15 protein-coding genes are annotated in these 23,784 nt (G+C 59.7%); 7 read left to right on the top strand and 8 right to left on the bottom strand.

The features are described from left to right. Positions 1–89: 89 nt before the first annotated feature. The 5 genes from LIS66_RS01720 to LIS66_RS01700 form a co-directional block, all read right to left on the bottom strand. Positions 90–692, bottom strand: a complete 603-nt coding sequence (locus LIS66_RS01720; protein WP_116657416.1) for a DUF924 family protein — start codon at positions 690–692, stop codon at positions 90–92. Positions 693–695: 3 nt separating this feature from the next. Further along, positions 696–1,706, bottom strand: coding sequence for a class 1 fructose-bisphosphatase (locus LIS66_RS01715; RefSeq protein ID WP_039756611.1), 1,011 nt, complete (start codon positions 1,704–1,706; stop codon positions 696–698). Between the two features lie 313 nt (positions 1,707–2,019). Continuing rightward, a complete protein-coding gene (locus tag LIS66_RS01710) occupies positions 2,020–3,384 on the bottom strand; it encodes a DUF3999 domain-containing protein (protein WP_227973483.1) in 1,365 nt (454 codons plus the stop codon). After that, the gene (locus tag LIS66_RS01705) at positions 3,381–6,962 is read right to left on the bottom strand and encodes a DUF2339 domain-containing protein (protein ID WP_227973482.1); all 3,582 of its coding nucleotides are present in this window, start codon (positions 6,960–6,962) and stop codon (positions 3,381–3,383) included. The genes LIS66_RS01710 and LIS66_RS01705 overlap by 4 nt, the downstream gene beginning before the upstream one ends. 251 nt (positions 6,963–7,213) lie before the next feature. After that, positions 7,214–9,664, bottom strand: coding sequence for a glycogen/starch/alpha-glucan phosphorylase (locus LIS66_RS01700; protein ID WP_042608653.1), 2,451 nt, complete (start codon positions 9,662–9,664; stop codon positions 7,214–7,216). A gap of 259 nt (positions 9,665–9,923) precedes the next feature. On the opposite strand from LIS66_RS01700, the gene LIS66_RS01695 reads away from it, so the two are divergent. Then, positions 9,924–10,361, top strand: a complete 438-nt coding sequence (locus LIS66_RS01695) for a YkgJ family cysteine cluster protein (protein ID WP_042608652.1) — start codon at positions 9,924–9,926, stop codon at positions 10,359–10,361. Positions 10,362–10,645: 284 nt separating this feature from the next. Here LIS66_RS01695 and typA read toward each other — a convergent pair whose 3' ends face one another. Both typA and thiI read right to left on the bottom strand, forming a co-directional pair. Continuing rightward, entirely contained in the window at positions 10,646–12,466 is a 1,821-nt protein-coding gene (typA, locus tag LIS66_RS01690) for a translational GTPase TypA (protein WP_016772102.1), read from the bottom strand. 139 nt (positions 12,467–12,605) lie between these two features. After that, positions 12,606–14,060, bottom strand: a complete 1,455-nt coding sequence (thiI, locus tag LIS66_RS01685; protein ID WP_042608651.1) for a tRNA uracil 4-sulfurtransferase ThiI — start codon at positions 14,058–14,060, stop codon at positions 12,606–12,608. Between the two features lie 327 nt (positions 14,061–14,387). On the opposite strand from thiI, the gene glnA reads away from it, so the two are divergent. The 6 genes from glnA to LIS66_RS01655 all read left to right on the top strand — a co-directional run bounded on the left by glnA (position 14,388) and on the right by LIS66_RS01655 (position 21,233). Further along, positions 14,388–15,794 carry a type I glutamate--ammonia ligase gene (glnA, locus tag LIS66_RS01680; protein WP_016772104.1) on the top strand — a complete coding sequence of 469 codons (1,407 nt, stop codon included), beginning with the start codon at positions 14,388–14,390 and terminating at the stop codon, positions 15,792–15,794. Positions 15,795–16,085: 291 nt separating this feature from the next. Next, complete coding sequence (locus LIS66_RS01675) at positions 16,086–16,598, top strand: DUF4124 domain-containing protein (protein ID WP_227973481.1); 513 nt, start codon at positions 16,086–16,088, stop codon at positions 16,596–16,598. Beyond that, a complete protein-coding gene (locus LIS66_RS01670; protein WP_227973480.1) occupies positions 16,595–17,218 on the top strand; it encodes a DUF4124 domain-containing protein in 624 nt (207 codons plus the stop codon). The genes LIS66_RS01675 and LIS66_RS01670 overlap by 4 nt, the downstream gene beginning before the upstream one ends. A 230-nt stretch (positions 17,219–17,448) precedes the next feature. Further along, positions 17,449–18,534, top strand: coding sequence for a nitrogen regulation protein NR(II) (gene glnL, locus LIS66_RS01665; RefSeq protein WP_039756599.1), 1,086 nt, complete (start codon positions 17,449–17,451; stop codon positions 18,532–18,534). After that, positions 18,531–19,967 (top strand): nitrogen regulation protein NR(I), encoded by a 1,437-nt coding sequence (gene ntrC / locus LIS66_RS01660; RefSeq protein ID WP_065615412.1) that lies wholly within the window; start codon positions 18,531–18,533, stop codon positions 19,965–19,967. The genes glnL and ntrC overlap by 4 nt, the downstream gene beginning before the upstream one ends. Positions 19,968–20,091: 124 nt before the next feature. After that, positions 20,092–21,233 (top strand): IS3 family transposase gene (locus tag LIS66_RS01655; RefSeq protein WP_371919907.1). Its coding sequence is split into 2 segments (ribosomal slippage): positions 20,092–20,353 and positions 20,353–21,233, totalling 1,143 coding nucleotides; the frame shifts between segments, so codons are not numbered across the junction. A 639-nt stretch (positions 21,234–21,872) separates the two neighbouring features. Here LIS66_RS01655 and LIS66_RS01650 read toward each other — a convergent pair. Next, complete coding sequence (locus LIS66_RS01650; RefSeq protein WP_227973479.1) at positions 21,873–23,441, bottom strand: leucine-rich repeat domain-containing protein; 1,569 nt, start codon at positions 23,439–23,441, stop codon at positions 21,873–21,875. Positions 23,442–23,784 lie beyond the last annotated feature (343 nt).

Here is a 23,784-nt window from a genome sequence, read left to right as displayed (position 1 = left end):
AGATCAAAAGATCGCAGCCTTCGGCAGCTCCTACAGAATGAATGCTTTACTCATGTAGGAGCTGCCGAAGGCTGCGATCTTTTCTGCGGTCAGAACCGCGACCCGGGTTTGGAAAGAAATACCAACTCTTCATCCGTAGACTCCCGCCCCAACACCGCATTGCGATGCGGAAACCTTCCAAACTGCGCAATCACCTTCCGATGCCGCTCGGCATAGTCCAGGTTATCGGCAAACACCGCGCGCTCCGATTCCGGCTGTTCAGACACCAATTCGATAAATCTGGAAACGGCTTCGTTCTGCACCGCGAGGTTTTCGCAGTGTTCGAACACCAGATAAATGAATACCCGCTGAATAGCCTTCAATTGCCGATCAAAATCCGCCGCAACGCCTTGCGCGACAAGTTTCTGTGCAAGCAGATCACCGGAAAAGGCTTTGGGGGTGTCGCGATAGATCATGCGCGGCAGTTGATCGAGCAACAGCACAACCGCCAGCCAACCTTCGGGACATTGCGTCCACTCGGTCAATTCACCGGCCAGGGCCTGATCGACAAAGACCCCGAAACGCGTCTGCGCTTCGAGGTCCTGGCTTTTCCGCTTACCGAACCACAACTTGCCCTTTTCGGCCGCTACTGCGTTGGCTGATTCGGCGTGTCCGAACCACCAGTCGAGCAACGGCTGCCAGGGCGCGTGCATGGTTTATTCCTTGTGGTAGGCCGTGGCGCGGGCGACTTCTTCTTTCGAACCAAGGAACACTGCGACGCGCTGGTGCAGGCCTTCCGGCTGGATGTCGAGAATGCGCTGATGACCATCGGTGGACGCGCCGCCGGCTTGCTCAACGAGGAACGACATCGGGTTGGCTTCGTACATCAGGCGCAGCTTGCCCGGCTTGGACGGCTCGCGGCTGTCGCGCGGGTACATGAACAGACCGCCACGGGTCAGGATGCGATGCACGTCGGCGACCATCGCCGCGACCCAGCGCATGTTGTAGTTCTTCTTCAACGGCCCTTCTTCACCGGCCAGCAGCTCGCCGACATAGCGCTGCACCGGGGCTTCCCAGTGACGCTGGTTGGACATGTTGATGGCGAATTCCTGAGTGGTTTCAGGAATGGTGATGTCTTCGTGAGTGAGGACGAAGCTGCCCATTTCACGATCCAGGGTGAAGCCTTTGACGCCGTCGCCCAAGGTCAGCACCAGCATGGTCTGCGGGCCGTAGATCGCGTAGCCGGCGGCCACTTGCTGGGTGCCTGGCTGCAGGAAAGCTTTTTCGTTCAGCGGCTCGTTCTGGCTGAGGTATTCGTTCGGGCAACGCAATACCGAGAAGATCGTGCCAACCGGGGCATTGATGTCGATGTTCGACGAGCCGTCCAGTGGGTCGAATACCAGCAGATAGGCGCCCTTCGGATATTTGCCCGGGATCTGGTAGGCATTGTCCATTTCTTCGGACGCCATGCCGGCCAGGTGACCGCCCCATTCGTTGGCTTCAAGGAGGATTTCGTTCGACAGCACGTCGAGCTTCTTCTGCACTTCGCCTTGTACGTTCTCGGTGCCCATGCTGCCCAGAACACCACCCAGGGCGCCTTTGGACACGGCGTGGCTGATCTCCTTGCAGGCACGCGCCACCACTTCGATCAAAAAGCGCAGATCGGCAGGAGTGTTGTTGCTGCGGGTCTGCTCAATCAAATAGCGACTCAAGGTAACGCGGGACATGGACGGCTCCGGTGGAATGGGGGGCGGAAAACCCGCGCAGTTTACAGGGAGTCTGAAAACCTAGCGAGCAAAGACGCCGGCTAACGTGCGCCTGGGTTTATTTGCCTGTATGAGACGTGATTGTCGGTGGAGAGTTCAGGTGTCGGATTGAGCGTAGTTGGAAATGGGCCGGGTGGTGGTTAGGCGAAGCGACGGTTTCAGGATTTTTGTCGGCAGGCAGACCGCTATCGCGAGCAGGCTCACTCCTACAGGGGAAATGCGGTCCATTGTAGGAGTGAGCCTGCTCGCGATCGGATGCGCAGCATCCGCCTTGTCAGGTGCTGGTCGGGGGCTTGCGCAACAGGCTGAACGCCATCGCCCCGAGAAACACCACGCTGAGCAGCAACACCGCCCACAAGCCGATCTTCTTCCAGTTGGTCCCGGCCACCGCAGCCGTCGTCGCCGTCGAGGTCTGCGTAACCAGCGCCTCGTCTTGCACCGTGGCCTTGCCCAGCGTGGCCAGCATCTGCGGTTTGAAATCCGGAATAAGCGTTGCCAGCGGCAGGTTCGCCGCTCTCACATTGGAGTTGCCCAGCGCCAGGCTATACGGCCCTTCGCCCCGGGCGAGGAAAATCACCTGCGTGGCGCGCACCGCATATTTCAGGTCCGGCGCCTGCTCACCCAGACCGCCGCCGCGCTCATCCACGATCAGCTTGAGTTGCTGCACGGTCTGCCCGGAAAGCGCGATTTCGTTCTGCACCACGTCCTGATTGTTCTGGGTCAGGCGATACAGCAAGCCACTGCTGATTGTCTGCCAGGGCAAGTTGCTTTCGCGCCGGCCAGCCAACGTGACCGGCGCCAGGCTGTTCGGCTGTTTCAGCTCCACCTGCACCCGCTCCACATTCAGCCCCATCGGCAGCTGCCAGCTGTATTCCCCTGATTTGGCGCTGCTGCCGGCCACGTTTGGCGACCAGACCAAGGGCAGCGGCAGGTTGCGCGGGTCGCTGCTTTTCAGTTGCGCCGAGGTGAGGATCGGTGCCGAGCCCGGCGACTCCCACAGCAGGCGCACATAGCGCGCAGTCTGTCGCGGAAGGGTTACTTCGTGCTGTTCGATGCGCTCATCGGAAAAGGTCAGGCGTGCCACCTGGCCCTCGCCCCAGGATTGCCAGTGCTGTAGATCGTCGCTGGCCTCGATGCTGAAACGCTGGAAACCGTCGCGTTCGCTGGTCCAGTCGAGGATGAGTTGCTGCAACGGCGCCTTGATCGCGCTGGCATCGAGCAACCAGCCGCGCAGCACTTCTTCGCCCGCTTCCAGTTGCGAGGACGGCTGCACTTCCACCAGCGTGCCGTTGGTGGTCGACTGCACGCGCACATTCGGCGCACGCTCGCTGGCGTCGGCGGCGTTGTACAGCGGGAACCACTTGACCTCGTGCAACTTGCCGTCGTCGCGGGTCTGCGCCGACTCGCGAGCCAAAGCGTAAGCCTGCGCTTCGCCGGCAGCGTTGAATACGCGCAGGTCGCTGAGATCGGTCTGGCGCGCCTGCAATTGCGCGCTCAGCGGCAGGTCGAGGCGATACCACGGGCCGTTGCCACTCACCGACAATGGCACCTGCGAGGCGAAGTCCGCCGGTTTTTCCTGAGCGCCGGCCACCATCACCACGCCCAGCGCCAACCACCCCAGATTCAGCATGCGACTCAAGATGCAACTCCTTCGGTTTCCGGCACGGGTTTGTCCGCCGCCGGTTCAGCCTCGACGCGTTTGGGCGGCAGCGGTGCAAAGTAGCCGACCACCAGCAGCAACACGCCAACACCGATAAACGAGACGATCCGGGCGAGGCCGCCACGGTTGCTCAGTTCGACAAAAATCAGTTTGGCCACCACCAGCGCAATCAGGGCTGCGCCGATCAGCCACACTTCGCGGCGATGGCGCAGATGGCCGCCGATCATCAGCCCCAGCGCCATCAACGTCCAGACGATCGACAGACCGGCCTGCACCAGCATCGAAGCGAGCAGTTGATCAAGCTCGAACGGAATGCCGGCCCAGTGATGCGCAGCGCGAGTGACCAGCGCGGTACAGAAAGCGAACAGCGAGACCCCGGCGATCAGTTGCGTGGCGTGGTCGGCGTAATCCTGGCGGACCGACAACTGCGTAACGGCGCTGCGCGACCAGACATAAACACCGAACAACGCAAACAGCAGACCCAACTCCAATGGGTTGAGCAGCGGCACGTAGGGCAACGGTTCGGGATTGCCATCGCTGACGCCATTGGCCAGCCAGAACCACGCCAGCATCAGCACCGCCAACGGTGCCGCCGCATACAAGCGGTACTCGCGGGTGAACGCGGCGACCGGCCACGGCCAGTCGCGCGGTGCCGCCATCAGCAACAGATAAACGCTCGGCAGAATCGCCCAGCCCAGCCAGCGCCAGGCATTGTATTGCTCGGACATCAGCAGCAGGCCGTAACGCAACTCCAGCGCCAGCACGCCGATCAGCAGCCAGCAACCCAGCACATGGGCCGCGCTCAACGCACGCGCCGGCAACATCGACGCCAGGCGGCGCAGGCTGAAGAAATGCACCGCGAACAGCAGCGGCCACGCCAGCCAACCGAAGTCGGCGGCCGGGTGATAACGCGCATGCCACGCACCGAGCAAGACCAGCGCCGCCGCCGGAATCAGCAAGGTGCAGAGCAACCCCAGCGCCGGCCATCTCAGACGCAACGACAACAGCGTCCACAGCGCCACACTGATCGCCGCCACCAACAGCAACAACGTGCCCTGCAGATTCGGCGAAGCAAACCGCAGCACTTCGCTGATCCACGCCAGCGCCCACCACGCGGCGCCCCAGACCAGCAGCACTTGCGACAAGCGTTGCAAACTCAACGCATCGAAAGCACTGGCAGGGTTGCCCAGTTGCAGGCGCCACGCGCCGATCAGTGCCGCCAGCCCGAGCACCAGCGGCGTCCAGAAGCCGCCATGGCCCAGAGGCCGCAGGCCTTCGCTGGACAATGGCCCGAGCAATTCCGGACCGGCGAGCAAAAACGCGGCGCCGCCGATCACCTGCAACAGCAACCCGAAGACGAAACTCAGACGCTGTTGCAGGTACAGGCTCAGCCAGATGATCAGCAAGCCGCTGGCCGCCCACACCGCACTCGCGGTCTGCCACGGCAAGACAAAGAGCACCGCCAGATTGATCAGCACCAGCCCGGCCAGCAGCACCACCGACAAGCCACGCAGCAGGCGCACATCGGCGCGCACCATTTCATCCCGCGCGGCCAGGAGCATGCCGGCGATCAACGCCAGACCGATCAAGGACGCACTGAGCAAACCACTCCAGCCCGCGCTCAATACCGCCGCCGAATCTTCACCGGCGCCTTGCAGCCGCAACAGGAACAACGCGCCGCCCAGCAACTGCACGGCGAACGCGGTAAACAGGAACGTGCGCGATTGAATCCGCAGCCCGACAAATAATGTCGCCAACCCGGCCAAGGCCCAACTGATCGCCGTGCCCTGGATGAACAGGAACAACGGTGCCAGCAGATAAAGGAACGTCAGGCCCAGACAAGCCAGCAGCGGAAGACCTTGGCGCTCCCACGGCGAACTTTGCTCCGGCGTGGCTTTGCGCAATTGATGGAAGCTGAACAGCAACGCAATCCCGAGCATCAGCGCGCCCAGCGGTGCGCCGTCGAGCAGACTGCTCTCGCCGAGCTGCAATTGACCGAGAAACGCCAACGCCGAACCCAGTTGCAGCAACAGCGCAAAAACCCGGGCGAACGGTCGATGCTGACGCAACCCCAGCCAGAAAATCCCCGCGCCTTCGACGGCCCACGCCGCTGACGTCCAGCGTGCATCGAGCCCCAGCGGAATCGCCAGGCTGGCAAAAATCACCCCCAGGGCCAGGCAGGTTTCACCGAGCAGCATCGCCCGCCCGCCCATCAGCACTCTGGCCAGCGCCATATAGATCATGCCCAGCGCCAACGCGCTGAAAGCCGCGGCAAATTCGAGGTGCTGGACCAGCGCGAACTGCAAACCAAAGCCAATGATCGGCGGGCCGAACAGCATCGTTCCGTCGACGTAATCGCCCTTGCGTGCCGACCACTGCAGCAACGCCTCACGGTCAGCATCCGCCGGGGCATCCGCCATCTCGCGCAATTTGCGCCGGGCGAACAGCAGGCCAATGGCGAGGTACATGAGGAAAAACAAAATCAGGAACGGCTCGGTGCTCCATAGCAGTTCCGGGGTGTATGAACGCAGGCCCCAGGCGAAACCGATGCCGAAGGTGCCGACGAAGCCGATCAGGTTGAGCAGGCGCCAGGCCTTGAACCAGGCGATGGCGAGAATGCCGGCATTGAGCAAGGCGAAATAGCTGAACAGCGCGACGTGATTGCCTTCGCCGGTAGACGTCAGAATCGGCGCGGCGAAACCGCCGAGTGCCGCCGCTGCCGCCAGCCCCAGCGCATCCTGAGTGATCGCCAGAATCGCCGAGAACACCGTGACGACCACCAGCAGGCCGAGTGCGGCGGAGGGATCGAGCAACGGATGCAGACGCATCGCCGCAAACACCGTCAGGTACAACACCGCGATCCCGGTGCCTTGCAACATCAACGCATAGTGGCTGTTGCGCCGGCGCAGCCACCAGCCCAGCGCCAGCAGGGCCAATGCCGCTGCCGCGACACCGGCGTAACGCAACTCGATCGGTACCACCATGCCTTCGGTGGCGTAACGCAGCAAAAACGCCAGACCGAAAAACAGCAGCACCACGCCGACGCGCAGCACGGTATTGCCGCCGAACAGCCAGTTGCGCGCCGCGCTGATGCCGCGCTCGATCAGGTTAGGGCCACGGGGTTCGGCTGGTTGTTGTGGAGAGGCAGCAGGCGCCGGCTCGGCGCGCCAGACATCGGCCGGTAGCGGCTGACTGGTTTCGCGGGCGGCGGCTGGGATCGGTTCGAGCTCGGGAGGCAGCTCCCAGATCAGCTCAGGGGTCGGGGCGGCCTGCTCAGCCACGTCGACGCGTTCGGCGACCGGCTCGACTTCAGGTGGCGGGGTTGGCGCATGCGAGGGCGAGCCCTCCAGCACAAACAGCCGCTGAGCAACGCCCTGCAAGGCTTCGCGCACCTGTTCGAGTTGGCGCTGCTGCTCCGCCGCCTGCGCGCCAAGGCGTGCAATGCGTAGCGTCTGGCCGATGACCAGCCCCAGCAGCGCCCCCAACAGCGCGCCACTGAATGACTCGTCAAACAGTCCACCGAGCACCAGCCCGATCAACATGAACATCCATTGCATGGTCGATATCCCTAAGCAGCCCCGAGGCGAGGCGAGTCCGGCGATGGCTTCAGTCTAGGCACAAACCGCGTGGGAGCGAGCCTGCTCGCGAAGGCGGATTGTCAGCCAACATTTCTGTTTAAGTCGACGATCGCTTCGCGAGCAGGCTCGCTCCCACAGGGTACGGCGGTGATTGATGCCTTGTAACCGGCGCTCAGTATATCGATCCGGCCCAACAAACGTCGGGCCTTGCGCAGATTTGTCGGGGAAAGTTACTCCAAAGCTTTCCAGATATCCGTGGCGTACTCGCGAATCGTCCGGTCCGAGGAGAACCAGCCCATCCGCGAGGTGTTGAGCACCGCCGAGCGCCACCAGTTCTGCGAGTCATGCCAGTGCGCATCGACGCGCTTCTGCGCTTCCCAGTAGGAGTCGAAGTCGGCGCAGACGAGGAAGCGGTCATAGTCGATCAACGAGTCGATCAGGCCGGTGTAACGCGAGGTGTCATCCGGCGAGAACACACCGCTGCGAATCGCTTGCAGCACATCGTTCAACCGATGCGAGGCGGCGATGTCGGGCACGGCGCTGAACTCGTGGTTCTGCTTGCGCGCTTCAACCTGTTGCGCGCTGAGGCCGAAGATGAACATGTGCTCGGCACCGATGCGCTCGCACATTTCCACGTTGGCACCGTCGAGGGTGCCGATGGTCAGCGCGCCGTTGAGGCCGAACTTCATGTTACTGGTGCCCGACGCCTCGAAACCGGCGGTGGAAATCTGCTCGGACAAGTCCGCCGCCGGGATGATGCTTTCGGCCAGGCTGACGTTGTAGTTGGGTAGGAACACCACTTTCAGCAGCCCGCGCACGGTCGGGTCGTTGTTCACCACCCGAGCGATGTCGTTGGTCAGTTTGATGATCAGTTTGGCCTGGTGATAACTCGCCGCCGCTTTACCGGCGAAGATTTTCACCCGTGGCACCCAGTCGACTTCCGGCTCGGCACGAATCGCCTGGTACAGCGCCACGGTGTGCAGCAGGTTGAGCAACTGGCGTTTGTATTCGTGAATACGTTTGACCTGCACGTCGAACATCGCCGCCGGGTTGACTGCGATCCCCAGGCGCTCGTGAATCAGATAGGCCAGCGCCTTCTTGCTGTGCAAGCGCTGCTCGGCGAAGGCTTTGCGGAACGCGGTTTTCTCGGCGAACGGTTCAAGGTCGAGCAGGCGCTCCTCGGGATGGTCGAGCACGTCCGGGCCGAGGGCATCGACCAGCATCGAGGTCAGTTCCGGGTTGGCCTGATACAGCCAGCGGCGGAAGGTAATACCGTTGGTTTTGTTGTTGATCCGCTCCGGATAGAGCTTGTGCAGTTCGGCGAACACGGTTTTGCGCATCAGCTGCGTATGCAGACCGGACACGCCGTTGACGCTGTGCGAACCGAGGAACGCGAGGTTGCCCATGCGCACCCGCCGGCCGTTGTCTTCTTCGATCAGCGACACGGCGCGCAATACGTCGAAGTCGTGAATGCCCTTGGCCCGCAGCGAGTCGATGTGCTGGGCGTTGATCAGATAGATGATCTGCATGTGCCGCGGCAGCATGCGTTCCATCAGGCCGACCGGCCAGGTTTCCAGCGCTTCGGGCAGCAGCGTGTGGTTGGTGTACGACAGAGTATCGACGGTGACTTGCCACGCCGCGTCCCATGCGACGTCGTAGACATCGACCAGTTGGCGCATCAGTTCGGCCACCGCGATCGACGGGTGAGTGTCGTTGAGCTGGATCGCCGCGTGATCACCGAGGGTCAGCACCGAGCTGTGCATGTTGCGGTGACGGCGCAGCAGATCCTGCAGCGAAGCGGCAACGAAGAAATATTCCTGGCGCAGACGCAGCTCTTGGCCGGCTTCGGTGCTATCTGCCGGGTAGAGGACACGGGAGATACTTTCGGCGCGGGCCACTTCCGCCACGGCGCCCAAGTGGTCACCGGCGTTGAAGCGTTCCAGGTGCAGATCTTCCATGGCGCGGGCACGCCACAGACGCAGGGTGTTGACGCTCGCCCCGCGCCAGCCGACCACTGGTGTGTCGTAGGCAATCGCACGCACGGTTTCCGCCGGCGACCAGACCTGACGGGTTTTGCCGTTGGCGTCGGTGACGGTTTCGACGCTGCCGCCGAAACCGATCGGGTACACCACTTCCGGCCGTTCGAACTCCCATGGGTTGCCGAAATCCAGCCAGTGTTCGGTCTGTTCCTGTTGCCAGCCATCGACAATCGCCTGACGGAACAAGCCGTGCTCATAACGAATGCCATAGCCATGGCCGGCGATGCCGAGGGTCGACATGCTTTCCATGAAGCACGCCGCCAGACGACCGAGGCCGCCGTTACCAAGCGCCGCGTCGGGCTCCAGCAGGCGGATGCGCTCCAGGTCGACGCCCAGTTCGGTCAGCGCTTCACGGGCGACGTCGAGCAGGCCGAGGTTGCTCAGACTGTCGTAGAGCAGGCGGCCGATCAGGAATTCCAGCGAGAGGTAATAAACGCGCTTCTGGCCTTTGCGGTAGATCTGCCGGGTGTGGTCCATCCAGTGTTCGACCATGTGATCACGCGCCGCCAGGGCGATGGCTTCGAACCAGTCATGGTCGAAGGCGTGATCGGGGTCTTTGCCCACGGCATAGGTGAGTTTGGTCAGGACGGCGTCGCGGAATGCGGCCACCTCTGCTTCGCGAACTAGTGGTTCTTGAGTCATCAACAGGACCTCGAGCGAGCGGGAAATTTCTGAGCCTAGACGGTCTGACCGGCGGTTACGGCTCTGGTTCGGCAGTATTTGCCCGGACTGTGCGCCGGTGCGACATAACCTTGGCGGATGGGCCAATGAATGCAGGGGCCGTGCCGTCCTGTCGGGCAAAATGCGATCGCGGTGAAAATATCCGGCGAAAGGTTGTTCAAAATTCCACCGCTCCCGGTATGATCGCGCGCCCTGATGCACACACCCCTGGTAACTCCCGATGATGAAGCCCAACCTGATCGCCGCCGCCGAGATTGATCGTCTCGATACGTGGGCCAAATACTCTGCGCCGATGTGTGGCTCGTGCATGTCCAGCTGCTGCACGCTGCCGGTCGAGGTCAAGATCAAGGATCTGGTGCGCATCGGTGTGGTCGACGAGTTCGAACTGGGCGATCCGCCGAAGAACATCGCCAAGCGTCTGCAAAAGGAAGGTCTGGTCGAACGCTTCAATCAGAAGTCGGGGATCTTCACCCTGCAGCGCATGAGCAACAACGACTGCTATTACCTCGATCGTAAAAGCCGCCTGTGCACCATTTATGACAAGCGCCCGGACACCTGCCGCAACCACCCGAAAATCGGCCCGCGGCCGGGGTATTGCGCTTACAAGCCGAAGGAAGTCGAGCGAGTGCAGAATTCCCGAGCGATTGAGAAGTTTTAACAGCAAACCCTCACCCCAGCCCTCTCCCAGAGGGAGAGGGAGCCGACCGAGGTGTCTGGCGCCATACACCGACCTGAAAAAACCAGTCGATTATGGATTCGGTGAAGCCCGCCAAATCGATTCTGGATTCGGCAGAATTCGCTCAGGTCGATGCATCTCCTGGGCATGCCCCAATCAGTCCCCTCTCCCTCTGGGAGAGGGTGAGGGTGAGGGGCTTTTGATCCCGGACAAACAAAAACGCCCCCGGTCTCGCGACCGGGGGCGTTTTCTATTCCAGGGCTGAATTACGCCTTGGCTTTCTTGGCAGCGCGGGTACGCTCGCTTTCGTCGAGGATCTTCTTGCGAAGACGGATCGACTTAGGCGTGACTTCGCACAGCTCGTCTTCCTGGATGTACTCCAGAGCCTGTTCCAGTGTGAAGCGAACAGGTGGGACCAGAGCGATGGTTTCGTCTTTACCCGAAGCACGCATGTTGTCGAGCTTCTTGCCTTTGGTTGGGTTGACACCCAGGTCGTTGTCGCGGCTGTTCTGACCAACGATCTGACCGTTGTAGATCTCCTGGCCGTGTTCTACGAACAGCTTGCCACGAGCCTGCAGGGTTTCCAGCGAGTAGGTCAGAGCCTTGCCGGTTTCAACCGAAACCAGAACGCCGTTCTGACGGCCGGACATGTGGCCCGACTTCACTGGAGCGTAACGGTCGAAGATCGAGGTCAGGATGCCAGCACCGTTGGTCAGGGTCAGGAACTGGTTACGGAAACCGATCAGACCGCGAGCAGGGATGTTGTATTCCAGACGAACACGGCCCTTGCCATCCGGCACCATGTTGCTCAGGTCGCCCTTACGCAGACCCATCTCTTCCATGACCTTGCCCTGCGATTCTTCAGGGATGTCGATGGTGACGTTTTCGAACGGTTCCTGCTTCACGCCGTCAACTTCACGGATGATCACTTCCGGGCGGCCCAGGGCCAGCTCGAAGCCTTCGCGACGCATGGTTTCGATCAGTACCGAGAGGTGCAGCTCACCACGGCCGGAAACCTTGAACTTGTCAGCCGAGTCGCCTTCTTCAACGCGCAGTGCAACGTTGTACAGCAGCTCTTTGTCCAGACGATCCTTGATGTTACGGGAAGTCACGAACTTGCCTTCTTTACCGCAGAATGGCGAGTCGTTGACCTGGAAGGTCATGGAAACGGTTGGCTCGTCAACGGTCAGCGGCTTCATCGCCTCGACGGTGTTGATATCGCACAGAGTGTCGGAGATGAACAGCTCGTCGAAGCCGCTGATGCAAACGATGTCGCCGGCTGCTGCTTCGTCAACGTCAATGCGGTGCAGACCGTGGTGACCCATCAGCTTCAGGATACGACCGTTGCGGCGCTTGCCGTCGGCGCTGATAGCGACAACCGGAGTGTTCGGCTTGACGCGACCGCGAGCGATACGGCCAACACCGATAACACCCAGGAAGCTGTTGTAATCCAGCGCGGAGATCTGCATCTGGAACGGACCGTCACGGTCAACGGCCGGAGGCGGAACGTGGTCGACTACCGCCTGGTACAGCGGAGTCATGTCTTCCGCCATGGCGGTGTGGTCCAGACCGGCAATGCCGTTCAGGGCCGAAGCGTAAACAACCTGGAAGTCCAGTTGTTCTTCGGTAGCACCGAGGTTGTCGAACAGGTCGAAGATCTGGTCCAGAACCCAGTCCGGACGCGCGCCTGGACGGTCAACCTTGTTGATCACCACGATTGGACGCAGGCCGGCTTCGAAAGCCTTCTTGGTCACGAAGCGGGTTTGCGGCATAGGGCCGTCTTGAGCGTCAACCAGCAGCAGAACGGAGTCGACCATCGACATTACGCGTTCAACTTCGCCGCCGAAGTCGGCGTGGCCCGGGGTGTCCACGATGTTGATGTGGTAGCCGTTCCAGTTGATGGCGGTGTTCTTCGCCAGAATGGTAATACCGCGCTCTTTTTCCTGGTCGTTGGAGTCCATCACGCGCTCGTCGTTGAGCTCGTTGCGCTCCAGAGTGCCGGATTGACGCAGGAGTTTGTCTACCAGGGTGGTTTTACCGTGGTCAACGTGGGCAATGATGGCGATGTTGCGTAGATTTTCGATCACTTGTGTATCTCGATCAGAGGATTCGGTTTGCTGACAAGTCATGGCAGCGATTAGCAGTAGTGTCCGGCATGGCCGTTACAGCTTGACGGCGGTGTCGGGGGGCCGGTGACGCAGGCCACAGGCAAACAGCCCCGGGCACTTAGCTCGGTCGATAAACGCGCACATTGGCATGCCCCTCACTGAGCAAATGGTGGGCATGCAGGCGACTCATCACGCCTTTGTCGCAATACAGCAGGTACTGGCGAGTAGGGTCCAGTTCCTTGAAACGTGCGTTCACTGCATAGAACGGCATCGTCTGTACCTCTATGCCGGCGAGTTCCAGCGGGTCATCCTCGGCGGCATCCGGGTGGCGGATGTCGATCACGATCTGACCGGCCAGCGCTTCGCTGACTTCTTCAATCTGCAAATCCTGGCCCAATTCGTCGATCACCCGATCGATCGGCACCAGTTTGGCGTTGGCGAGCGCACGCTCGAGCACCGCCATGTCGAATTCTTTCTCTTCGTGCTCAACCCGGCCACGCTTGGCGGCGGTCTTCGGGTTGACCGAAATCACGCCGCAGTATTCCGGCATGTGCCGGGCGAAATCGGCGGTGCCGATCTCGTTGGCGGTATCGATGATGTCCTGCTTGTGCGCGACGATCAGCGGCCGCAGCACCAGCTTGTCAGTCACGCAGTCGATCACCGACAGGTTCGGCAGCGTCTGGCTCGACACCTGGGAGATCGCTTCACCGGTCACCAGCGCATCGATGTGCAGGCGTTCGGCGATCTCGGACGAGGCGCGCAACATCATACGCTTCAAAACCACGCCCATATGACTGTTATCGACTTTGCCGAGAATTTCGCCCAGCACTTCCTCGAACGGCACACTGACAAATAGCACGCGTTGCGAGCTGCCGTACTTCTTCCAGATGAAGTGCGCGACTTCCATCACGCCCAATTCGTGGGCACGCCCGCCGAGATTGAAGAAGCAGAAATGCGCCATCAGGCCGCGGCGCATGATCTGGTAAGCCGCCACGGTCGAATCGAAGCCGCCGGACATCAACACCAGCGTCTGCTCCAGCGCACCGAGCGGGTAACCGCCGATGCCGTTGTGCTGGCTGTGAATCACGAACAACCGTTTGTCGCGAACTTCGATACGAACTTCGATTTCTGGCGCTTTCAGGTCGATTCCGGCGGCACCGCACTCACGACGCAGCTTGCTGCCGACGTATTTTTCGACGTCCATCGAGCTGAACGCATGCTTGCCCGCGCGCTTGCAGCGCACCGAGAAAATCTTCCCGGCCAGCGCATCGCCGTAGTGCTGTTTGCACTTTTCGGTGATGTCGTCGAAGTCGCCCAGCGGGTACTCGTCGATCTGCAGAAAGTGCGCGATGCCCGGCATGCAGGTCAGGCGTTCGCCCATCTCTTTCAAGGCTTTGGGGTCGGTGACGCGGGTTTCCAGCTCGAGATTGTCCCACACACCGTTCACCACCACGGCCGGGTCCAGGTCACGGAGCACGGTGCGGATGTTCTTGGCCAACTGGCGGATGAATTTCGTCCGGACAGGTCGGCTTTTGATGGTGATCTCGGGGAAGACTTTTACGATAAGTTTCATGAAAACAGCGCGCGAACGGCCAGCCGAAAAAGGGGGGCGCGGATTATAGCGGAAATTGCTCAAGGTTTAACCAGTTAATGTGCAGAAGGTTTTGCGCGCACCAAAACAGGTCATTTCTGAATTCAAACGCAACATTACGGGGCGAGATTTGTCGATTCAGTAGCTCGCGCACCTTAATAAGCGTGAATTTGGGGCAAAAAACCCATGCTGGGGCACTGGCATGCAATTTGCTCCCTTGTGAGGCAGGTTGCCTTGGCAGAGTATTCGCGCCGGCATCACCATTATTAAGGGCATCCACTACCCGCCCTAATTCACCCGGAGGACACTATGTCGAAGTCGGTTCAACTCATCAAAGATCATGACGTCAAGTGGATTGATCTGCGCTTCACGGACACCAAAGGCACTCAGCACCACGTGACCATGCCGGCTCGCGATGCGCTGGATGACGACTTCTTCGAAGTCGGCAAGATGTTCGACGGTTCCTCCATCTCCGGCTGGAAAGGCATCGAAGCCTCCGACATGATCCTGATGCCGGTCGACGAAACGGCCGTACTCGATCCGTTCACCGAAGACCCAACCCTGATTCTGGTGTGCGACATCATCGAACCTTCGAGCATGCAGGGCTACGATCGCGACCCACGTGCGATCGCCAAGCGCGCCGAAGAGCACCTGAAAGCCACCGGTATCGGTGACACCGTATTCGCCGGTCCAGAGCCAGAATTCTTCATCTTCGACTCGGTGAAATTCAAGTCGGACATCTCCGGCTCGATGTTCAAGATCTACTCCGAGCAAGGTTCGTGGATGTCCGACCAGGACATCGAAGGCGGCAACAAGGGTCACCGTCCAGGCGTGAAAGGCGGCTACTTCCCGGTTCCACCGTTCGACCACGACCACGAAATCCGTACCGCCATGTGCAACGCACTGGAAGAAATGGGTCAGTCGGTTGAAGTTCACCACCACGAAGTGGCAACTGCCGGCCAGAACGAAATCGGCGTCAAGTTCAACACCCTGGTGAAGAAGGCCGACGAAGTTCAAACCCTGAAATACGTTGTGCACAACGTGGCCGACGCTTACGGCCGCACCGCGACCTTCATGCCGAAGCCACTGTACGGCGACAACGGTTCGGGCATGCACGTACACATGTCGATCTGGAAAGACGGCAAGAACACCTTCGCAGGCGAAGGCTATGCCGGCCTGTCCGACACCGCTCTGTACTTCATCGGCGGGATCATCAAGCACGGTAAGGCCCTGAACGGCTTCACCAACCCGGCGACCAACTCCTACAAGCGTCTGGTACCAGGCTTCGAAGCGCCGGTAATGCTGGCCTACTCGGCGCGCAACCGTTCCGCTTCGATCCGCATTCCTTACGTGTCGAGCCCGAAAGCCCGCCGTATCGAAGCGCGCTTCCCGGATCCGGCCGCCAACCCGTACCTGGCTTTCGCAGCCCTGCTGATGGCCGGTCTGGACGGTATCCAGAACAAGATCCACCCAGGCGATGCCGCCGACAAGAACCTGTACGACCTGCCGCCTGAAGAGGCGAAAGAGATTCCACAGGTTTGCGGCAGCCTGAAAGAAGCCCTGGAAGAGCTGGACAAGGGCCGCGCGTTCCTGACCAAGGGCGGCGTGTTCTCCGACGACTTCATCGACGCCTACATCGCGCTGAAATCGGAAGAAGAAATCAAGGTTCGCACCTTCGTACACCCACTGGAATATGAGCTGTACTACAGCTGCTGATCCGGTAGCGCTGCGCAAAGCGGCGTGACAAAAGAGGCCTCCTTCGGGAGGCCTTTTTTCATTGCAGATCAAAAGCCCCCTCACCCTAACCCTCTCCCAGAGGGAGAAGGAACTGATCTTCATGCTCTTCAAAACCTGAGTTCACAGGGGAATTTCAGGTCGCTGTAACTCATGCAAACAACAAGGTCGGTTCCCTCTCCCTCTGGGAGAGGGTTAGGGTGAGACCGGGCTGGGCCAACCGCCTCACCTGTCCTATGCTGCTACCCACAGTTTCCAACCCCGGTCGAATTCATGGGTCGCACGTTTCTCTACATTCTGCTGCTGATCGCCCTGCCCGCCGCTGCGCAGATCTACAAGTACACCGACGCCAACGGCAACACCGCATACAGCAACCAGCCGCCGGACGGCGTGCAGGCGCAACCGGTCGACCTGCCGCCCCTCAATCGGGTCGAACCGCAAGCACCGAGCGCTCCGCAAGCACCCGGTCCCGATGAGCGCCAGCCTCCGCGCAACGCTTACGAAATCCTTGAGCTCGCCGGCCTGCCCACTGACGAGGCCCTGCGCGCCAACAATGGCACCTTCACGGTCAACGTATTGATCAAACCGCGCCTGCAACCGCCGCATCAACTGAGACTGGTGCTGGACGATCAACCCTATGGCCAGCCGAGCAACGTGCCGGTTCTGCAACTCGTCAACATCGATCGCGGCGAGCATCGCCTGGCCGTGCAAGTGATCGACGGCCAGACCGTCATCCAGCAGAGCCCGCCAGCCGTCTTCACCGTGCAACGCGTGCACACGCCATGATCCGCGCAGCACTGATACTCATCCTGGTGCTGATGGCGCTGCCCGCGTCGGCTGAGGTCTTTACCTATGTCGACGCACAGGGCAATCGCGTCTACACCGACCAGCCCCGGGCCAATGCCAAGCGTGTACCCATCGCAACCAGCAATCGCATGGCCGTCCCTGCCAGCACCGCCGCGCCGATCACCACGGCGAAAAAATCCGCCGAACCACCGCCCTTTCATTACGACATGCTGCGCATTCTGATCCCGGAGCCCGACGCTACTTTGCGCAGCAGCGCCGGCGAGCTGATCGTCAGCGTCACCAGCGAGCCCGGCCTGCAAAGCGGCCATCGTTATCGCCTGCTGCTCGATGGCAAGGCCACGGGCGAGCCCGGCGTCAGTCCGGTATTTGCCCTGAGTAATATCGATCGCGGCAGCCACAGCCTTTCAATCGAGATTCTCGACGCCGCCGGGCGTACCGTGGAGCGCACCGCCAATCAGCCGTTTCACATGCTGCGCATTTCCCTGGCGCAGAAACGCCAGATCAAACCCTGCGTCGCCGACGACTACGGCGCCCGCCCGGAATGCCCGCTCAAGGACAAACCTGAAGAACCAAAAAATCCGTTTTTGCGCTTCTTTTAACGCCCATCCGCAATGCGCACTCTATTGGTGCACTAAACTGCATCCTGCCCACCACTCAACCCATTTTGGTTCGAAACTTCCCGTTTGAGCTGGCTTCGTGCCATACAAACGCGCGTCAAACGCCTGTTTCAGGGCTTAAACGCTTCTTTTCGGAGCCTTGGTTTGGTTTTTGCATTTTCCTGTTATCAGCGCTTTGTTCTCGCGCACGCCTTGCTCCAAAAGGGGTCCAGATGACCATAAGCGACGCTATCCACCGTTTGCTGCTCGACAACCTGACCACGGCGACCATCCTGCTCGACGCCGAACTGCGCCTGGAGTACATGAACCCGGCGGCGGAGATGCTACTGGCCGTCAGCGGTCAACGCAGTCACGGCCAGTTCATCAGCGAGCTGTTCACCGAATCCCCCGAGGCGCTCAATTCCCTGCGACAGGCGGTCGAGCAGGCGCATCCCTTCACCAAACGCGAAGCGATGCTCACCGCCCTCACCGGCCAGACCCTGACTGTGGATTACGCGGTCACACCGATCCTCAGCAACGGCGCGACCCTGCTACTGCTTGAAGTCCACCCGCGCGATCGCCTGCTGCGGATTACCAAGGAAGAGGCGCAGCTGTCCAAACAGGAAACCAGCAAGATGCTGGTGCGCGGCCTCGCCCACGAGATCAAGAATCCCCTCGGTGGCATTCGCGGTGCAGCACAGTTGCTGGCCCGCGAGCTGCCGGAAGAAAGCCTGCGTGACTACACCAATGTGATCATCGAAGAGGCCGATCGCCTGCGCAATCTGGTCGATCGCATGCTCGGCTCGAACAAATTGCCATCGCTGGCGATGTGCAACGTTCACGAAGTCCTAGAACGCGTCTGCCAATTGGTCGAAGCCGAAAGCCAGGGCTGCATCACTCTGGTGCGCGACTACGATCCGAGCATTCCCGACGTGTTGATCGACCGCGAACAAATGATCCAGGCGGTATTGAACATCGTGCGCAACGCGATGCAGGCGATCAGCAGCCAGAACGAACTGCGCCTTGGCCGCATCAGCCTGCGCACCCGCGCCATGCGCCAGTTCACCATCGGCCATATCCGCCATCGTCTGGTGACCAAGATCGAGATAATCGACAACGGTCCGGGCATCCCGGCGGAACTGCAGGAAACCATTTTCTTTCCGATGGTCAGCGGTCGCCCGGACGGTACCGGGCTGGGCCTGGCCATTACCCAGAACATCATCAGTCAGCACCAGGGCCTGATCGAGTGTGAGAGCCATCCAGGCCACACCACGTTCTCGATCTTCCTGCCACTGGAACAAGGAGCCACATCGACATGAGCCGTAGTGAAACCGTGTGGATCGTCGATGACGACCGTTCTATCCGTTGGGTTCTGGAAAAGGCCTTGCAGCAGGAAGGCATGACTACCCAGAGCTTCGACAGCGCCGATGGCGTGATGAGTCGTCTGGCCCGGCAGCAGCCGGACGTGATCATTTCCGATATCCGCATGCCGGGTGCCAGTGGCCTGGATCTGCTGGCGCGGATTCGCGAACAGCACCCACGGCTGCCGGTCATCATCATGACCGCTCATTCCGATCTGGACAGCGCTGTCGCCTCCTATCAGGGCGGCGCTTTCGAGTATTTGCCCAAGCCGTTCGACGTCGATGAAGCGGTGTCGCTGGTCAAGCGTGCCAATCAACATGCGCAGGAGCAGCAAGGCCTGGAAGTTGTGCCGGCGCTGACCCGCACTCCGGAAATCATCGGCGAAGCGCCGGCGATGCAGGAAGTGTTTCGCGCCATCGGTCGCTTGAGCCACTCCAACATCACCGTGCTGATCAACGGCGAATCCGGTACCGGTAAAGAACTGGTTGCCCACGCCCTGCACCGCCACAGCCCGCGCGCGGCTTCTCCGTTCATCGCGTTGAACATGGCGGCGATTCCCAAGGATCTGATGGAATCGGAGCTGTTCGGTCACGAGAAAGGCGCATTCACCGGCGCCGCAAACCTGCGGCGCGGTCGCTTCGAGCAGGCCGACGGCGGCACGCTGTTCCTTGATGAAATCGGCGACATGCCGGCGGATACCCAGACCCGCCTGTTGCGTGTCCTGGCCGATGGCGAGTTCTATCGCGTTGGCGGGCATGTGCCGGTCAAAGTCGATGTACGCATCATCGCCGCCACCCACCAGAATCTGGAAACCCTGGTTCACGCCGGCAAATTCCGTGAGGACTTGTTCCACCGCCTCAACGTGATCCGTATCCACATCCCGCGCCTGTCGGATCGTCGTGAAGACATCCCGACGCTGGCCCGGCACTTCCTCAGCCGTGCCGCGCAGGAATTGGCAGTCGAGCCGAAGCTGCTGAAAAGCGAGACCGAGGAATACCTGAAGAACCTGCCGTGGCCGGGCAACGTGCGTCAACTGGAGAACACCTGCCGCTGGATTACCGTCATGGCCTCCGGCCGTGAAGTGCACATCAGCGACTTGCCGCCAGAACTGCTTAACCTGCCGCAGGACTCGGCGCCCGTGACTAACTGGGAACAGGCCCTGCGCCAGTGGGCCGATCAGGCCTTGGCCCGTGGCCAGTCGAGCCTGCTCGACAGCGCGGTGCCGGCGTTCGAGCGGATCATGATCGAGACGGCGTTGAAGCACACCGCCGGGCGCCGTCGTGATGCTGCCGTTTTGCTCGGCTGGGGGCGTAATACCCTGACGCGCAAGATCAAGGAACTGGGGATGAAGGTTGATGGTGGGGATGATGATGAGGGGGATGAGGGTTAAAACCTTGTTCGCTTGAGGGTAGTTGTGTACTTAGGATCCACCCCCCTCACCCCAGCCTGATCTGGCTTAATGATTCTGGACACCCCTAAAGGGCGGTAATCTACGCCCATAGACGAGGTGTGATTTGACCAGACGATATTTTTCGACAGATTTCAAACGGGATGCGGCTTGCCTGGTTTTGGATAAAGACTATTCGGTGAGTGAAGCCTGCGAAGCAATGGGCGTGGGCCCTACAGCTCTGCGTCGCTGGGTTGAGCAACTGCGTGCGGAGCGCAGCGGCAAGACGCCTGAGAAGTCCAAGGCCATGACCGTTGACCAACAACGCATCCAGGAACTGGAAGCAACAATTCGACGGATTGAGCGCGAGAAGGAAATTTTAAAAAAGGCTACAGCTCTCTTGATGTCGGATTCCCTCGATCGGTAAGGCTGGTCGAGGAGTTAAGCGAGCAATATTCAAGATCCGAGTTGTGCGTTGTATTTGGAATCAACCGCAGCAGTTATTACGAGCGTCTGAAACAGCGGGCGAAAGTAGATGACGGGCGCAATCGCCTAAAGATCAAAGCTGCTGAATTACATGAGCAAAGTCGCGGCTCAATGGGCGCGCGCAGCCTGTCAAAGGCGCTATGTAACGAAAAAGAGTCGGTGGGTCGTTACATGGCTCGTAGCCTGATGCGCGAGCTCGGGTTGAAGAGTCAGCAACGGCGCAGGCATCGTTACAAACCCAGCGGTGCGGAGGCGCAATACGCCCCCAATCATTTGGAGCGTAAATTCAATGTCGAGGTCCCCAATCGAGTGTGGTGTGGCGACGTGACTTACATTTGGGCCGGTACTTACTGGGTTTATCTGGCTGCTGTACTTGATCTGCATGCCCGGCGTATCGTCGGCTGGGCGATGTCCAGAAGCCCGGATTCAGCTCTGACCTGTCGAGCGTTAAAGATGGCTTTCGAGTCGCGAGGACGCCCTGAAAACCTAATGTTCCATTCGGATCAGGGCTGTCATTACAGCAGTAAAGTATTTCGTGAAATGCTGGCGGACATGCGCATAAAACAAAGCATGAGTCGACGAGGAAACTGCTGGGATAACGCCCCGATGGAGCGTTTCTTTGGCAGTTTGAAATCTGAATGGATACCCAAGGCTGGCTACCGAAACGAAGATGAGGCTAGTACCGATGTGTTGCGCTACCTGACCCATTATTACAATCGGATCAGGCTGCACAGTCACAACGGATATCGGACTCCGGTAGCAATGGAAGCCTTGGCAGCATGAGAAATGACCTAAACCCTATAACCGTGTCCAGATCGTTTGACCAGAACAACCCTCTCCCCCGTAGGGGAGAGGGGGAAAGGGAGCCGATTTGTATGATTTTCAAGACCTCAGTTCGGCGGGGTTTTGCAGGTCGGCGTAAATTGACCGGGCAACTCGGTCAGTCCCCTCTCCCACTGGGAGAGGGTTAGGGTGAGGGGCCTTCGTGCACCGCATCAATGCACAATGACCCGTGATCGCGCACAGCCGCATCGCCACACGCCTTCCTTGAAACACCGAAAAGACCACTTCCCAAAAACGCGAAAGCCCCGAACTCCGGGGCCTTCGTGTTTCTGATCAGCTTTTTTGTTTCAACAAATTAAAACCTGGCACGCCCCCTGCAATACCTCTGACAGGTGATTCGTTTCACCACCCGTTTCGGGGACCTTGGTACAGGCAGGCCGGGGATTCCCCTCTTTACACCGGGCTCACGGCACAAAGCGGCGAGCCCACCCTTTTGGGATCCTTGGTACAGGCAGGCCGGGGGTTCCCTCTTTACACCGGACCGCCGCCAACAGCGAAGTCCATCCTTTTGGGAACCCTGATACAGGCAGGTCAGGGATTCCCGCTTTTACACCGCCAGCCGAGGTGCCCAGCCCGGCTCTAATCAAGCTTTGGACGTTTGGGTAAATGGTGCAGGGGCTGGTTCTGCCGCCCCGAGTCATATTCCCGTATTTGTGCTTCGAGCCTGTCCAGCATTTTTCCGGGGCTGGGTTCATTGATCAGAATGCCCTTCATCCTTGCCTGTTCGCTTGGCTCAGCCTTCGTATAGATATCCAGAAACCACCACACCCGCCGCTGCAAAAGTGGATGTTCAACGTGAAACTCAGGTGTACGACTCAGCTTCCGGATCCCATTGAGCACGTCACTTGCTGCTCCGCCGAAACTGTCCCAGAGCTTCAGCTTTTCGGATAACTCCAATGGCGGCACGTTGCGCAGCCACAGATTTGCCGAGCGATCATTACTTTCAACTCCCAGCCAGATATCGGTGCCTGTTGTGATACGTGCATGTATCAGCCGGCGGAGCGAAGCCGGATCCGTTATTGGATTGCCGATGAGATTGAAGCCGGCTCTGAGTTCAACGGATTCGGGAATCGACGTAATGCGGTTGTTCGCCAGGTTCAACACTTTCGCGGGAATCTCGCTGGTGATGCCCTCCGGGAAACTGTCTAACCTTGCATTGGAAAGATCCAGCTCCTGTAACGCAGTCATTGCTTTGAGAGAGGGTGCGACAGAAAGCGCATTGTCGCCAAGCTTCAATACTTCCAGCCTCGACGGTCCATTGCCGGCATCAAGCCCGAAAGGGATTCGGCTTATTCCGGTTCCTGTCAGATCCAGCACACGTAACTCAGTCATCCCGGTAACGTCAGGATCCGTTAGCAAAAAATCGTTCAGGTGTTGATCAGGTACCCGAAAGCGCAACGGACCGGGCAAAGCATTCACCCCGGCAACAAGATCTGTCCTCCCCGATGTGTTACCAAGCCTCAACACCTGCAATTCGGTCATGCCGCGCACCGAAAACCCTGCCGGCAACTCACAATCCTGCAGGCTGAGTTCTCTTAAACGCGGGAGTCTTGTCAATTGCTCGGCAAAGCGCGAGTCCATATTGAATCTTGAGTAAGCAAACTCATACATAGAGGCCCCGAAGGTTCTTCTTGTAATTATCTGGCTTGTTACCGTCAGACTTTCAATGTTGGGAAACTGCGCAAAAAACACCTCCGAGTTCAGAGGCGCATTGCCTCTTAACGTAAGAGAAACGACTGAGTTGAACTTCAATGAAAGCAGCTTATCGACTGGCCATAGCGTGAGATTGATATCCAGCTTAAAACCCGATAGCCGCCCATCGCGATAGACCCGCTGATCAGGCTGACCTTGCCATTTGTACAACTGGCGTAGCGTGCCCCACATGGCAAACGCCTCAGTTACCTCATGGGACTGTACAACGTGATTCTGATGTTGCGGGATGCTGATGTGTTTGCTGTCCAGCTGAGGAAGCCCAAGCTGAATACGCTTGAGTTCAAGCTCTGCCACGTCCTTGTCATCGAATCGAGCGATGAAGGCATCCGCGTCCTCGTCAGTCGCTTCCGCAAGCGTCTTTTTGACCTGCGCGCGGGTGGTCGGCTCAACGACCTCACGCTGATGCCAGAGGCCGGTATCGACGTCGCGCAACATCACCGGACCTGGAAGCAGCTCGCTTGGCCGTCGAGCCCGATGCAATCCGGTTTTCTGATCCACTGCGACAAGAACAAATTCGCCATCGGCCACTTAAGCGTAGGTGCGATTGTTAAAAACCCTTAAACCTTCTTCGTTGGCTTGCGGAAGTATCGCCTTGGCGGAGATTACGTAATGATCCAGCGACGACTGAGGTACGGGGACACGCCTCTCGGTGGGAACTGCGTGAACGACGACGGCCGGCGCCGGGTGGACGGCATCAATGTCTGTAGAACTGGATCCCCCGGCTCGCGGCTGCGGATTTTCGGGGAAAAGCCCTGAACCGGAACCTCTACGGCCCGAT

This window comes from Pseudomonas sp. HN2 (genome assembly GCF_020736465.1).
Lineage (GTDB): Bacteria > Pseudomonadota > Gammaproteobacteria > Pseudomonadales > Pseudomonadaceae > Aquipseudomonas > Aquipseudomonas moraviensis_A.
Note: the sequence above shows the minus strand (reverse complement) of the source record. Positions and strands in the feature narration are given on the sequence as shown.

Coding starts and splice junctions, on each gene's coding strand:
- LIS66_RS01720 (WP_116657416.1), bottom strand. CDS start 692: ATGCACGCGCCCTGGCAGCCGTTGCTCGACTGGTGGTTCGGACACGCC.
- LIS66_RS01715 (WP_039756611.1), bottom strand. CDS start 1,706: ATGTCCCGCGTTACCTTGAGTCGCTATTTGATTGAGCAGACCCGCAGC.
- LIS66_RS01705 (WP_227973482.1), bottom strand. CDS start 6,962: ATGCAATGGATGTTCATGTTGATCGGGCTGGTGCTCGGTGGACTGTTT.
- LIS66_RS01700 (WP_042608653.1), bottom strand. CDS start 9,664: ATGACTCAAGAACCACTAGTTCGCGAAGCAGAGGTGGCCGCATTCCGC.
- LIS66_RS01695 (WP_042608652.1), top strand. CDS start 9,924: ATGATGAAGCCCAACCTGATCGCCGCCGCCGAGATTGATCGTCTCGAT.
- thiI (WP_042608651.1), bottom strand. CDS start 14,060: ATGAAACTTATCGTAAAAGTCTTCCCCGAGATCACCATCAAAAGCCGA.
- glnA (WP_016772104.1), top strand. CDS start 14,388: ATGTCGAAGTCGGTTCAACTCATCAAAGATCATGACGTCAAGTGGATT.
- LIS66_RS01675 (WP_227973481.1), top strand. CDS start 16,086: ATGGGTCGCACGTTTCTCTACATTCTGCTGCTGATCGCCCTGCCCGCC.
- LIS66_RS01670 (WP_227973480.1), top strand. CDS start 16,595: ATGATCCGCGCAGCACTGATACTCATCCTGGTGCTGATGGCGCTGCCC.
- glnL (WP_039756599.1), top strand. CDS start 17,449: ATGACCATAAGCGACGCTATCCACCGTTTGCTGCTCGACAACCTGACC.
- ntrC (WP_065615412.1), top strand. CDS start 18,531: ATGAGCCGTAGTGAAACCGTGTGGATCGTCGATGACGACCGTTCTATC.
- LIS66_RS01650 (WP_227973479.1), bottom strand. CDS start 23,441: ATGTTGCGCGACGTCGATACCGGCCTCTGGCATCAGCGTGAGGTCGTT.